This window comes from Anabaena sp. AL93, from assembly GCF_001672085.1.
Classification (GTDB): Bacteria; Cyanobacteriota; Cyanobacteriia; order Cyanobacteriales; family Nostocaceae; genus Dolichospermum; species Dolichospermum heterosporum.
Window position 1 is genome coordinate 1 of the sequence record NZ_LJOU01000124.1, and the last position, 13,936, is coordinate 13,936.

Annotated in this window: 12 protein-coding genes; 8 read left to right on the plus strand and 4 right to left on the minus strand. The window is 40.6% G+C overall.

Annotated elements, in window-relative coordinates; genetic code table 11:
• Window positions 1–133 precede the first annotated feature (133 nt).
• Together AN486_RS23725 and AN486_RS23730 are read left to right on the plus strand one after the other, a co-directional pair.
• Window positions 134–328: a hypothetical protein gene (locus AN486_RS23725; protein ID WP_053538023.1), complete on the plus strand. Its 195-nt coding sequence runs from the start codon at window positions 134–136 to the stop codon at window positions 326–328.
• Window positions 329–469: 141 nt separating this feature from the next.
• Window positions 470–622, plus strand: coding sequence for a hypothetical protein (locus AN486_RS23730; protein WP_290602774.1), 153 nt, complete (start codon window positions 470–472; stop codon window positions 620–622).
• Here AN486_RS23730 and AN486_RS23735 read toward each other — a convergent pair.
• The 3 genes from AN486_RS23735 to AN486_RS23745 form a co-directional block, all read right to left on the minus strand.
• Entirely contained in the window at window positions 619–1,041 is a 423-nt protein-coding gene (locus AN486_RS23735; protein ID WP_290602775.1) for a TerB family tellurite resistance protein, read from the minus strand. The two genes, AN486_RS23730 and AN486_RS23735, sit on opposite strands and share 4 nt — an antisense overlap.
• A 57-nt stretch (window positions 1,042–1,098) precedes the next feature.
• Window positions 1,099–2,439: a 16S rRNA (cytosine(967)-C(5))-methyltransferase gene (locus AN486_RS23740; RefSeq protein WP_290602776.1), complete on the minus strand. Its 1,341-nt coding sequence runs from the start codon at window positions 2,437–2,439 to the stop codon at window positions 1,099–1,101.
• Window positions 2,440–2,736: 297 nt separating this feature from the next.
• The gene (locus AN486_RS23745; protein WP_168637250.1) at window positions 2,737–2,886 is read right to left on the minus strand and encodes a hypothetical protein; all 150 of its coding nucleotides are present in this window, start codon (window positions 2,884–2,886) and stop codon (window positions 2,737–2,739) included.
• A 57-nt stretch (window positions 2,887–2,943) separates the two neighbouring features.
• Here AN486_RS23745 and AN486_RS23750 point away from each other — a divergent pair, with 57 nt between their 5' ends.
• From AN486_RS23750 to AN486_RS23765, 4 genes are all read left to right on the plus strand, one after another.
• Window positions 2,944–4,185, plus strand: coding sequence for an RNA-guided endonuclease TnpB family protein (locus AN486_RS23750; RefSeq protein WP_053538020.1), 1,242 nt, complete (start codon window positions 2,944–2,946; stop codon window positions 4,183–4,185).
• Between the two features lie 618 nt (window positions 4,186–4,803).
• Window positions 4,804–5,199, plus strand: coding sequence for a hypothetical protein (locus AN486_RS23755; protein ID WP_053538019.1), 396 nt, complete (start codon window positions 4,804–4,806; stop codon window positions 5,197–5,199).
• A gap of 7 nt (window positions 5,200–5,206) precedes the next feature.
• Entirely contained in the window at window positions 5,207–7,087 is a 1,881-nt protein-coding gene (locus AN486_RS23760) for an SUMF1/EgtB/PvdO family nonheme iron enzyme (RefSeq protein WP_290602777.1), read from the plus strand.
• 554 nt (window positions 7,088–7,641) lie between these two features.
• Window positions 7,642–8,460: a DUF2887 domain-containing protein gene (locus tag AN486_RS23765; RefSeq protein ID WP_290602779.1), complete on the plus strand. Its 819-nt coding sequence runs from the start codon at window positions 7,642–7,644 to the stop codon at window positions 8,458–8,460.
• A 347-nt stretch (window positions 8,461–8,807) separates the two neighbouring features.
• Here the strand turns inward: AN486_RS23765 and AN486_RS23770 are convergent, their stop codons facing one another.
• Complete coding sequence (locus AN486_RS23770) at window positions 8,808–10,256, minus strand: glycoside hydrolase 100 family protein (RefSeq protein WP_053538016.1); 1,449 nt, start codon at window positions 10,254–10,256, stop codon at window positions 8,808–8,810.
• 1,013 nt (window positions 10,257–11,269) lie between these two features.
• Between AN486_RS23770 and AN486_RS23775 the strand changes: the two genes are divergently transcribed.
• Window positions 11,270–12,340, plus strand: a complete 1,071-nt coding sequence (locus tag AN486_RS23775; protein WP_053538015.1) for an Mrp/NBP35 family ATP-binding protein — start codon at window positions 11,270–11,272, stop codon at window positions 12,338–12,340.
• Between the two features lie 153 nt (window positions 12,341–12,493).
• Entirely contained in the window at window positions 12,494–13,807 is a 1,314-nt protein-coding gene (gene rodA, locus AN486_RS23780; RefSeq protein ID WP_053538014.1) for a rod shape-determining protein RodA, read from the plus strand.
• The last annotated feature ends 129 nt before the right edge of the window (window positions 13,808–13,936 follow it).

Consider the following 13,936-nt stretch of genomic DNA (forward strand, 5'->3'; position numbering starts at 1 on the left):
CCCGCCCCCTGCTCCCCTACTCCCTATTCCCTATTCCCTAGAAACAGCAAAGATTTTTCCTGGGGTAGATGTAGGTGATTAACTCAGTTTATACTTTGTTAAGAAGTGTAACCTACATTAGACGAATATAGTCATGAGTTATTTATTGCTCCAAGTCCAAGTACCAGATACCGGAAATCACTTTCCCCTAGCTTTTACTTTGGTGTATGTAGTGGGTTTTGTCGCTGCTATCACCATTGGTTCAATTGCCTGGTACAACTCCAAACGTCCCCCCGGTTGGGAAAATAAGGAACGCCCTGACATTATCCCCAAGGTAGAAAAGGAATAGATTCGGTAATTGGTGATTGGTGATTGGTCATTGGCAAGAATGTTTTACCCATCACCCATTAGAGACTTCCAATTAAAAAAATATCCCAAAATTTCTTGTGGTGCAGGCATCTTGCCTGCCAATAATACAAGGACGGGCAAGATGCCCATCCCACAAGATTGGATAGCGAGGCGCTGCTGCAAGCAGTTCATCTTTTTTGTGGAGTTCTCTTACCCATTACCCATTACCCATTACCCATTACCCATTACCCATTACCCATTACCCATTACCCATTACCCATTACCCATTACCTAATTCTGTACATCCACCCAACGACGGTAAAGCTTTTGAATTTGTTTGAGCAAAGTTATATGGATACTGGGGTGAGATTCACTAGACTTGCTTAACTCTTCCAATTGAGAGAGGAGTCTTGCTTCTTCAACGGCTACATCACCGTCACTGTAAATTAAGCCACTGATAGCTTCAATCAAATCCTCGTAATCTTCCTGAGTTGGGCGATCGCCTAAATACTCCTTGACCCATTGATAACACTCATTTGGCTTGACTGGCACTAATTCATACAACCAAGGTTTAATCTCTGGATCATTTGCTAAACCTTTAACTTGGGCTATTTCTCGCAGATATTGCCGTTCTTCTGGTTGGATTTTGCCATCAATCCAAGCTGCTCCAATCAGGATTTTTACTAGGTTTTTTACATGAGAATGATTAACCATCACTGCCTCCTCTGGTAGATTCGGGCTTTGATTAAATCTTACAATCACTATTGGTATTCACTCGGAATCCTTAGTTTTTCTTAAGCGCACCATAAAAAAACCATCCATATCCTGTTGGTGAGGCCAAACTTTCAACCACCCCAGGGGAGAAATATCGGCAAAATCAAAGCTAGGAGGTTCAATTTGCCAATGGGGATTTGCGGCTAAAAACTCCGAAATTACCTGTTCATTCTCCGCTGGATGCAGTGTACAAGTGGCATAAACTAAAACGCCGCCAGTCTTGACAAAAGTTGCATTGTGTGATAACAATTCTTTTTGTAATTGGGAAAGTTCTTGAACAGAAGCCGGTGTTTGTCGCCAACGCGCATCAGCGTGACGGTGCATAGTTCCTAAACCGGAACAAGGAGCATCAAGCAATACACGGTCAGCCGAATTGTAGAATTGCGGTAAATTGCGGCTGTCTCCTGAACAAATTTCGATAGATTGTAAATTTAGACGTTGGGCATTTTCTTTTAATTTCCGTAACCGGGAAGCAGTTTTATCACAAGCCCAAATTTTGCCTTTATCTCCCATTAACTCAGCAATATGGGTGGTTTTCCCCCCTGGTGCAGCACAAACATCAATCACTACATTACCGGGTTGAGGGTCAAGTAAATGACCAACTAATTGGGCGCTACTATCTTGAACAGTCCACCAACCTTCATGAAAACCAGGTAAATTTTGAATTGCGCCGTTATTACCAATTAATCGTAAAGCTTGGGGTAAATGGGGAATAGGTTTAACTAAGACACCAGCAGATGCAAAAGCTGATTCTACTTCTTCTAAAGAACTACGCAGGATATTTACTCGTAAATCAATTGTTGGGGTTTGATTCATCCAAGCACAAAGTTTTTCTGTTTCTGCAAAACCCAATTCTTTTAACCAAACCTCAATTATCCAATTAGGGAAACTGTGTAATATTCCCAATCTTTCTACTGGATTTTCTGGTAACTTTAGCGGTTCTGATGACTTTTCTGCAAGTCGGAGATATTGACGTAATAAACCATTGACAAACCCAGTTAAACCAGGAAAACCATTTTCTTTTGCTAATTCGACGGTGGTATTTACAGCCGCAGAAACGGGAATTCTTTCTTGATAACGCAGTTGATAAAAACCCAGATGTAAAATTGTGCGAAGGTCTTTTGGTTGTTGCTGAATTTTCTTTGTAGCAAGTTGGTCAATAATAGCGTCTAAAGTGCGTTGTCTTCTCACACTCCCATAGACTAATTCTGTCATTAATCGGCGATCTGCGTCGGGTAACTTAAATTTTTGTAGCGCTCGGTCTAGGGCAACATCAGCATAAGCTCCTTTGTGTACTTCTTTAAGAGCAATAAAGGCGAGTTGGCGGGGATTGGTCATGAAAGATAATCATCCTGTTTACTTTGGTTGAAATTGGTACACTTAAGTAATTGGACAAAAATATTTACAGTCATTGCGAGGGAAGGGAAGCAATCACAACCCTGGCGATTGCTTCATTTCACTTCGTTCCATATGGCTAACGCCACGCAACGCTTACGCAATAATATTGTGTAATTAATTCTGTCTCACTACTTAATTTACAAGGGAAACCGGGAAGTTTGAAAGCCCCTGAGAAACAGGAACGCTAGTTCCGTCTTTCGTGCTTCAGACAGGGGATGAAAAACGACACGGGCGGTTTTAACCACCTTCAATATTATCCTTGAGTTTCAAGCTATCTACCCAATCTTCTATCAATGCGGTAACTGTTTTCTCTCTTTGCGCTGCATATAAAAACAGCTTATGTTTTCTGCGTTCTGAGAGTCGGACTGATACTGTTTTATCTTTCATAATGTCTTGCGGTTGTTAGTACATTGTGTTATTATAAGACAAAGGGAGAAAAACGCAATGTATGGATGCCAGCAAATACTAATCAGTCCCAACAATGAATTAGGAGCGGTTCTTGAGTTCTTATGTGGGGAGTCAAATAAACTTGCTAATTGTGGGACTTATTATGCCAGACAATTGTTTTTTAAGACGGGTAAAATTCCTGGTAAGTTTGACTTGCATCGTGAGTTAGCAAGTAATTCACATTTTGGGGCAATGTATTCTCAAGCTGCACAGCAATGTTTAACAACTGTGGCGGAATCGTTCAAGTCTTATATTGGACTTTTGAAAGGGATTAAAAATGGTACAGTCACTCAAAAACCTAAGCTACCTGGATACCGAAAACCTGGATTAAATCTCGTAACTTTTCCTGGACAAGCTATTAAACTAAAGAACGGTAAGCTAAGATTTCCGATGGGTAGTAAGGTGAAAGTTTGGTTTGGGCTTAACGCTTTTTATGTTCCCATGCCTTCTAATTTAGAGCATAAGGACATCAAAGAATACCGCATACTGCCAAGGAATAATGAATTTTATTTGGAGTTAATTTATAAAATAACTTCTCACAAGCCCGACGTAAATATTGAGAATGTTTTATCAATTGATCACGGGTTGAACAACTGGCTAACCTGTGTCAGTAACGTTGGTACGTCATTTCTGATTGACGGACGCAAGTTAAAATCAGTGAATCAATGGTACAACAAACGAGTTTCGGTTCTCAAAGAAAATCAACTTCAAGGTTTTTGGTCTAAGCAATTAGCGTCAATAACTGAAAAGCGGAATCGCCGGATGAGGGACGCTACTAATAAAGCAGCTAGAATCGTAATCAACCATTGCATTGATCATAAAATTGGGACTGTCGTTTTTGGCTGGAACGTTGGACAAAAAGATTCTATAAATTTAGGTTCTAAAACTAATCAAAAATTTGTCCAAGTTCCTACCGCAAGATTAAAAAACCGCATTGCTCAACTGTGTGAACAATACGGCATTAAGTTCGTTGAAACTGAAGAATCTTATACCTCAAAAACATCGTTTCTAGACAATGATTTTCTACCTACATTCGGTGCAAAACCTGAAGGGTGGAAAGAGTCAGGAAGAAGAGTTAGCCGGGGTTTGTACCATTCTCAAGATGGTACAAAAATCAATGCAGATTGCAACGGTGCAGCTAATATTTTCAGAAAAGTAGCGGTAAAGCTAGGATTAAATTCTAGTGGAATCAGTAGAGGCGCATTGATATCGCCGTTAAGATTATTTATTTGGTCTTAAGAATCCCCGTCCATTTATGGCGGGGAGTGTCAAATATTTTGAATGTTCCTATCTTAATCCTGTTCATCCTTAAATCCTGGACATCCTGATTCAGACAACTCCATCACAAATTACACTTATGTACCAAAATCATCAAAACACCTATTGAAAATAGGCGTTGCTGAATTGAGGTATGAAATTTCCAAATTGAACCTTTAAAAATCTTACCTTTGCGTCTTTGCGCTTTTGCGTGAGACTAAAATTTATAAGCTGTTGTGCATTTAGTTTGTATAATTCTAGCGGGCAAGATGCCCGCACTACAAAGTTCAAGTAAATTATGGTTATCAAATTTAGCTGCGTAACAGCTTACCCTTAATCAGCAACGCCTGAAAATATTCCCATCCTAATCCTGTTCATCCTTAAATCCTGGACATCCTGATTCAGACAACTTCATCACAAATTACACTTCACTTAAGTAGGTTAGCATTGAAAATCGTCGTTATGGCAAGGCAAGAGGCAAAAGGCAAAAGGCAAGAGTGAAGAGGGTTTGGGGGATTTTACATTTCTTTACACAGTTTGGTTTTATTGTGTTCACCTACTTATGTGCGAGAATTGTCACAGCAGGTGTGAGAAAGTAACATGATAGACAAAAACTGGCAAGATGAAGAACTGTGGATTGTCACCGCAAGTAGTTCTGATGATGTTTCAAAACAAGGGATGAAAGCTGTTAGAGGTAATGGTAATCCTTACAGTAGTCCTGCGGTTACGGATGAAGAAATAAAAAACAGTCGCATTACAGCCGGCACCTTAGCGAAGCAAATGTCGCACTTTGTGGGAGTAATCAGTGGTGTGTTTAGTAATGTTCAGAAGCAAGTCGAAACCCAAGGGGAACTCCAGCTTGATGAAATTACCCTCACGGTAGAAATTAGTAGTGAAGGTGAAATTAAATTGCTGGGTACGGGTGTAAAGGCTGCTGGTAAGGGCGCAATTGAGCTAAAATTTAAGCGTTTATCACCCCAATCACCTGTAAATTGACCGCAATATGGCTAAGAATTGCGCTGTTGTCATTGGCGTTAACGAATATGACGAAATTCAGTGCCTCCAGTATGCAAAAACTGATGCAGAACGGGTGCGCGATTATTTTTCAACTGGTTTAGGTGTACAACCAAACTATCTATATTTTTTCTCTGATGATTCACCGCGCAACAGCCTGGGAAAGAAAACTCAACCAACCTACGGTACACTAAACAGCTTTTTCAATGATCGCTTTGAACAGCCTTTTTTAGAATCTGGGGATACTCTCTGGTTCTATTTTAGCGGTCATGGGATGCCCCACGAAGGACGAGATTATTTACTACCCATAGATGGAAATCCTCGCACTGTACCCAATTTAGCAATTCCCATTACCTACATCACAGAACGTTTGCGGCGCAGTGGTGCGGATAATGTAGTGTTGTTTATTGATGCTTGTCGCAGCACTGGTCAAAAAAGCGCTGGTTTGGGAATTGGTGAAGAAAAACAGCAAGGTGTAATTACCTTTTATTCCTGTAGTCCCAGTCAGGTTTCCTACGAAATTGAGGAAATTCAACAGGGTGCTTTTACTCACGTTTTACTCAATGGGTTGCAAATTCAAGGTGAAAGCAACTGCGCGACGGTTGAACGGTTGTATAACTATTTGCGCTATCAAGTTCCCCAATTGACCCAAAAGCATAAAAATTATCCTCAGACTCCCTATGCTGCCATAGAACCTGCTACAAAATTGCATTATATTTTATTGCCTAAATCTGCCACTGACAGGGATATTAGCACCCTGAGAGAAGATGCTATGCAAGCAGAAATTGAAGGAAATTTTGATTTAGCTTTTCAGTTATGGGTGCGTGTGAACGTGGCCGCAGGTGGACAGGATATGAAAGCCATTGCAGCCTTTGGGAGATTGTCAAATAAGCAGAACCTAACCCCCCAACCCCCTTCCCTACCAGGGAAGGGGGAGAAATCAAAGCCTCTCTCCTCCCAGGAGAGAGGTTTGGAGAGAGGTTCTTCAGAGGAACAGGGACAGAAAATAGCAGTAGCAAAACGCCAGGAGTTGACTGTAAATTTAAATCAAGGCTTAACCATAGAACTGGTTCGTGTACCAGCAGGGAAGTTTATGATGGGAATGCCCTCAGAAGAACGCCAAATAGCCCTAGAAAATGCCCTGAAATGTGGCTACCAACGAGAAAATGCTGAAGAATGGTTAGATCGTTCTACCCCACAGCATGAGGTCTATCTGCAAGAATTTTTAATGGGCAAATATGCTGTTACCAATGCCCAATGGTATGCCGTCATGAAAACTAAGCCATCTGAACAATATGACCCCAAGTTTCAAGGCGATAAGCAGCCTGTAGTTGGCGTTTCCTGGCATGAAGCCCGGGCATTTTGCGAAAAGCTATCTGAACAAACAAAGCGGGCTGTCAGATTGCCCACAGAGGCAGAATGGGAATATGCCTGTCGGGCTGGAACAACTACACCCTTTGCCTTTGGCAAGACTATCACAACTGATCAAGTTAACTATGATGGCAATTATCCTTATGGTGATACCCCCAAGGGCAAATATCGAGAATGTACTGTAAATGTGGACAGTTTCACCCCTAACGCCTGGGGTTTATATCAAATGCACGGTAATGTCTGGGAATGGTGCTGGGATGAATTTCACGACAGTTATAGCGAAAAACCAGCGCGTTTAAAAAGCAATGGTAATGAACCTTGGGGAGAATTAAAAGTAAGTGAAGAAGATAATTGCGCTTATATTTGTCGGGGCGGTTCTTGGTGCCACCATGCTATCCTTTGCCGTTCGGCGCCTCGTAGCAGGTTCTACGCGCGTAATCGAGACGATGCTCTCGGTTTTCGTGTTGTGTTCGGGTCTTCCTCGCCAGGATTCTCTTAGCCCTTTACCCTCTTGCGCTTTTGCGCTCTTCTCTTTATTTCTTTACCCTTGCGAGCGCCAGCGAGCGAATTTTTTTTATTATATACATCTTCAAAAATGTAGAGACGTTCCATGGAACGTCTCTACAAAGGGTTTAATATCATCAAAAATCATTTGTTAAAGACTTGTAAACAATATCGCTGATTAATATTCGGATATTGTAAATTGAGGGTGGCTATCCTTGCTTATACTTCTTAGTATGTATGGCACATAGCTTGGGGTTGAGTTATTAAACGGGGCGGTTCTTGGTACAACAATGCTATCAATTGCCGTTCGGCGAATCGTAACAGGAACAACGCGCGTAATCAAGACAATAATCTCGGTTTTCGTGTTGTGTTCGGGTCTTCCTCGCCAGCACTCTCTACAGTCAGAGTTGATAGGAGGGATTCTATCAAGCGTACACCAGAGAGTCCAAACTCAAACCCAGTGATGTGGGTGACTATATCCAAATATAAAACCGAGCCAGTTAGCTTGGTAGGGAAACCGAAGACTTAACTGGCTCAATATTATAAACTATGCACACAGATACAATATTTTATCAAATTTTTCTCACTTTTCACACTCTATTGTTTGAATTGCTCGGACAACCAATAGAAAATGCTCAAGGTTATAATTTTACTTCCGTCGAAGTTAAAGAAAAAGCCTTTCAATTTGATGGTATTTTCATGCCAGATAGTTTGGAAAAACCCATCTATTTTGTCGAAGTGCAATTCCAACCCAAACTTGATTTTTATTGGGAATTAATAGCAGAAATAAACATTTATCTCAATCAATTTAAACCAGTACAAGATTGGCAAGCAGTAGCTTTATTTGCTAAACGGAGTTTAGATGTAGAAGTATTAACTAATTACCAACAAGAATTAATTGATAGTGGGAGAATCAAACGCATTTATTTAGATGAACTACCACCTGGTTCAATTGGTGTGGGGTTAATTGAATTAATTGTCAGTAAAGAAACCCAAGCACCAGAATTAGTCAAAAATCTCATGGCAAGAACAAAGACAGAGATTGATAATAACAGAGAAAAACAAGGTATTATAGAATTGTTAGAGACTGTTTTGTTGTCCAAATTTTCACAATTAAGCCGTCAGGAGATTGAAGCGATGTTTTTAGTTAGTGATATTAAGCAAACTAGGGTATATCAAGAAGCAAAGCAGGAAGAAGCAACAAACTTATTGGTGCGTATATTATCCAAGCAATTTGGGAAATTGAGTGGTAACTACATCGAAACTATCAGCAACCTCACAATAGAACAACTAGAAGACCTGGGAGAAGCATTATTAGACTTTATAGACATTACCGACCTGGAAGAATGGTTAAAATCTCATAAATAATCTATGATTCTGTACACAAACACTAAGCTGTTGTGCATTTAGTTTGTATAAGAGACTTCCAAGAAATAAATTATCCTAAGAAACGAACCACAGAGGCACAGAGTACACAGAGAGAGAATTTCTGCATCAGTTTTGGGACATTTTTTTATTTGGAAGTCTCTAATTCTAGCGGGCAAGATGCCCGCACTACAAAGTTCAAGTAAATTATGGTTATCAAATTTAGCTGCGTAACAGCTTAGCGTCCCGTAGGGATACATTGCAAGAGTCAGATCCCCGACTTCTCTAAGAAGTCGGGGATCTTGTTTTTCATAACTAAACCACCCTACGGTTTTCAGATAAAATTAGGTTTAAGGATTCATGTAAGGATCTATCCCACCAACTTCAAACTCACAGGCTCTAGAAACCACATCTGGAGGTAACTTATCAAAACTAATTAATGGTAAATAATCAGGATTATCTATGAGTTCCTGCGCTAATAAATAACCAGCAATTGTCCAAGTTTGATACTTTCTTGCTTGTTTACCAATTAATCTGCCTTTTTTTCCATCATAATATTCTGGCCATTCATCTTCCGATAATCTGACTTTAGCAATTGCAATAGCTTTTTCTGCCAACTGTGGTTTTTTTGTTTTCACCGCTGCTGCTGCTAACATCCACATTAAGACAGGCCAGCTACCAGCATTATGATATGACCAAGGTATATTTTTGGGGTCACATCCTGTGACGACTCGATATTCTTCACCTTGTAAAGCCGGATAACAGATTTTAACGGGCATATCTCCGACTAAATCATCCCATCGTTTTTCAATCAAATTCATAATTGCTTGGGACTGTTCTTCTGTGGAAAGGTCAGAAATTACAGCCATCAAATTTCCGAGGGTGAAGAACCGAGTATCCATTTGTGATGGTCCGACATTTCCGGCAAAATAACCACCTTTTTTCGGTAGCCATTTATCTAACTCATAATAAGGTAAGGAATCGGCATAAATATTGAAAAGATTAACCGCCGTTTTTCCGTATTCCTCACCCTTAAAGCGATAAATTGCATTCAGACGATTAATATCTATCCAGTAATGCTGACGAATATGCCCACATAATAAAGGTAAGCGGTTATCAATTGCTTCCACAATATCCTCATTACCTTTACAAATTAGCAGTTCTCTGGCTGCACGTAAAGCGGCAAAAAATAGAACTTGAATTTCTAAAGGATGTCCATAAATACCCATGCGTCTGTCTATCATACAAGCGCCATCAGGAACTAATAGCGTCGGGTACATATCAAACCGATTAGCTAAACAGATGTCCATAATTAACCTAATTCCTGTTTGGAATTCTGGTTGATAAGCCAGGGAATTATCTTGAGTAGCAACTACATAAGCACGTAATAAAATTAACCACCATAAACAAGAATCTACGGGTGTGACTCTGGCGATCGCGTGTTCACCAAAATCAGCTTCTAAAAACTCTTCCCCATTGGCAGAAACGACTTTAAAACTAGCTGGAATTAATCCTCTACCGGGTTTATAGGCATCTAATGCCTTTTCTTTCGGCTGTAACTTTAATGTTTCTTCTAGGAAATTCTTGACAATATCTGTTCTGCCTTTAATCAGAAAAATTAACGCCGAGGAAACAAAATCCCGGATAAAACATTGGTCATAATTTAATGCTTCGACGGATGAATCATAAGCCGCTACAGTACCAACGGGCTGACCTTTGTAGTAGAGAATTGAATTCTCTAATGCAAGCCAAGCTTCATTTTCTATATTTTTACTTGTCTCTAATTTGTTTAGTTGCATTACCAGACTAACTCCATTTAGATAGTATACTTGTTGGGAGTAGATGCACCTTTAATTCTTCTCTAATGCCATTTTCATCATAACTTTGAAATAGCAAATATCAATTCATTCAAAATACTAAATATCAGTCAATACCAAAATTAAACTCAATACCTTTGCCAAACTGAAAAAAGCCTTGATTCGTAGGTGGCGTTGAGAGCCATAATCCAATAAATGCGTTGGGTTACACTGTCACTCAACCCAATCTATAAGAAATGGCAAAGGTATTGTAAACTGCATCATATTTAACAGTTTTTTGAATTTCTAGAAACGTGGATTCTTCTGTATGTAGAACCACTTAAATATAGTATATCTACCTAATTAACAATTGGCTATTGCGATGACAAAATAAATTATTCCCCTACAACTTAACAAGTTATAACGTTTTTTCAGAATATGCAATATCAACAGCTAAGGGATCACCAAAAAATAAATTACCCAATTTTGTGGGATGGGCATCCTGCCTGTCCTTGGTAATTAGCGGGCAAGATGCCCGCACCACAAGAAACTTTTGGGGATTTTTTTAATTGGAAGTCCCTAAAAAAAATTGGGGGGGGGATTAATACTGATCAATAGATATATATTTTACTAGCCCTTCCTAAGTTGCAACTTTTGATATCCTTGATTAAGTACACAGGCAAAATTAATTATATAAAAGATTTGGATTTAATGTAGGGGTAGCGCCCCCGTGCCTACCCGTTGGGGCAACCACGGGGGGTTTGCCCCTACAGGATTCTGGTTTCTCAGAACTGACAACTAAACAACTAAGTAGGTTGGCGTTGAAAATTGTCGTTATGGCAAGGCAAAAGGCAAGAGGCAAGAGGCAAGAGTGAAGAGGGTTTGGGCGATTATACGTTTCTTTACACAGTTTGGTTTTATTGTGTTCACCTACTTACTCTAATAAAGTTAAGATTCTAGTATCTGTCAATGAAAATTTTTTAAGCTTTATAGTCAGCGGCAACGGTAAACACACTATGTATGATGTCCTAGATTCCCACGCAGTCCTAGAAGTGTTGCGACCAGTAGAAGATCCAGAACTTCGCAAAAGCCTGGTAGAGTTAAATATGATTCGCAACGTCAAAATTGACGGTGGCAAGGTTAGTTTCACTTTGGTGTTGACCACTCCGGCTTGTCCTTTACGGGAGTTTATTGTCGAAGATTGTCAAAAAGCTGTTAAAAAGCTCCCTGGTGTTACAGATGTGAGTATAGAAGTAACAGCGGAAACACCCCAGCAGAAAAGCTTACCAGACCGCAACGGTGTACCTGGGATCAAAAATATTATTGCTGTTTCTAGTGGTAAAGGTGGCGTTGGTAAGAGTACAGTAGCCGTAAATATTGCCGTTGCTTTAGCACAAGCTGGCGCTAAGGTTGGTTTATTAGATGCAGATATTTATGGACCTAATGATCCTACCATGTTGGGTTTGGGTGATGCTAAAATTAATGTCCGGTCTACAGAGGCAGGGGACATTCTCGAACCGGCGTTTAATCATGGTGTCAAGCTTGTTTCCATGGGTTTTTTGATTGATCGAGATCAGCCAGTAATTTGGCGCGGTCCGATGCTGAATGGTGTGATTCGTCAGTTTCTTTATCAAGTGGAATGGGGAGAACTGGATTATTTAATTGTGGATATGCCCCCAGGAACTGGAGATGCTCAATTAACTTTAGCCCAATCTGTACCAATGGCAGGGGCAGTTATTGTGACTACACCACAAACGGTAGCTTTGTTGGATTCCCGGAAGGGGTTGCGGATGTTCCAGCAGTTAAATGTTCCAGTTTTGGGAATTGTCGAAAATATGAGCTATTTTATTCCCCCAGATCAACCGGATAAGCAATATGACATTTTTGGTTCTGGTGGTGGTTCAAAAACAGCCGCAGAATTAGGAGTTCCTCTGTTAGGATGTGTACCATTAGAAATTTCTACCAGAATTGGGGGTGATAGTGGTATGCCGATAGTTATTGGTGAACCTAATTCAGCCGCTGCTAAAGCATTGAAGGCGATCGCTCTCACTGTAGCAGGTAAAGTTTCAGTTAATGCTTTGACATAAGATCAGGAGTATGGCTAACGCCACGCTGCGCTATCAGGAGTTCAGAAGGAAGAAATTTCTCCCCAACTCCCCCCACTCCCCCCACTCCCCCCACTCCCCCCACTCCCCCACTCCCCCTGCCCCCTACCCCCTGCCCAACTCCCTCCTCACACAATGTTATTAAAACCTTCGTTCCCGAAAATGCGTTGGCAATTCTGGCTTAAACCCTGGCAACAAATGGATGGGCTACTATTTATCCTCCCCGTTGCTGTTAGTATGTTCGGGGGGCTAATGATTCTGAGTACAGAATTAAAGCAACCTGTAACTGACTGGTGGTGGCACTGGCTGATAGCGGCGATTGGTTCAACTATTGCCTTGTTTTTAGCTCGTTGCCGTTATGAAAACTTAATGCAGTGGCATTGGTTCACCTACGGGCTAACGAACTTTAGTTTAATAGCTGTGATGCTCGCTGGTACTAGTGCCAAAGGCGCACAGCGTTGGATTAGTATTGCTGGTTTTAATGTCCAACCCTCAGAATTTGCCAAAATAGGGCTAATCATTACCTTAGCTGCGTTGTTACATAAGCAAACTGCTTCTACTATTGAGAATGTTTTCCGTGTCTTGGCAATTACGGCTGTACCTTGGGCATTGGTATTTTTACAGCCAGACTTGGCAACATCACTGGTATTTGGAGCAATATTTTTAGGAATGCTGTACTGGGCAAACGCTAACCCCGGCTGGTTAATACTCATGATTTCTCCGGTCATAGCAGCAATCTTATTTAGTATATCTTGGCCATTATCAACACCCATAGTTTTATCTAAAGAAATATCATTGAGTATATTGGGTTTAATATGGGCAGTAGCGATGGGGATAGTTGGTTGGGTTAGTCTGCCCTGGAAGCGTTTTGGTATTGGTGCTATTGGATCATTATGTCTTAATCTGCTTGGTGGCGAATTAGGCATTTTTGCCTGGAATCATATCTTAAAGGAGTATCAAAAAAACCGACTTAGTGTATTTATTAACCCTGAACATGATCCTCTTGGTGCTGGTTATCACCTGATTCAATCTCGCATTGCTATTGGCGCTGGTGAAGTTTGGGGTTGGGGTTTGTTTAAAGGTCCCATGACTCAACTCAATTTCGTTCCTGAACAACACACAGATTTTATTTTCTCCGCTGTTGCTGAAGAATTTGGTCTGGTGGGGTGCTTAATTTTACTATCAGTTTTTTGCTTGATTTGCTTTCGCTTGCTTCACGTAGCTCAAACAGCCAAAGATAACTTCGGTTCACTTTTAGCTATAGGTGTTTTGTCTATGATTGTGTTTCAACTGATTGTGAATGTTGGTATGACAGTTGGTTTGGCACCAGTGGCGGGGATTCCCCTACCTTGGATGAGTTATGGACGTTCAGCAATGCTGACTAACTTTATTGCGATCGGTATAGTAGAATCTGTAGCTAATTATCGTCAACGCCAGAAGTATTACTGAAGAGGAGTCAGGAGTCAGGAGTATGGCTAACGCCACGCTGCGCTATCAGAAGAATGAAGAATGAAGAATGAAGAATGAAGAATGAAGAATGAAGAATGAAGAATGAAATTTCTCCCCTACTTCCCCTAC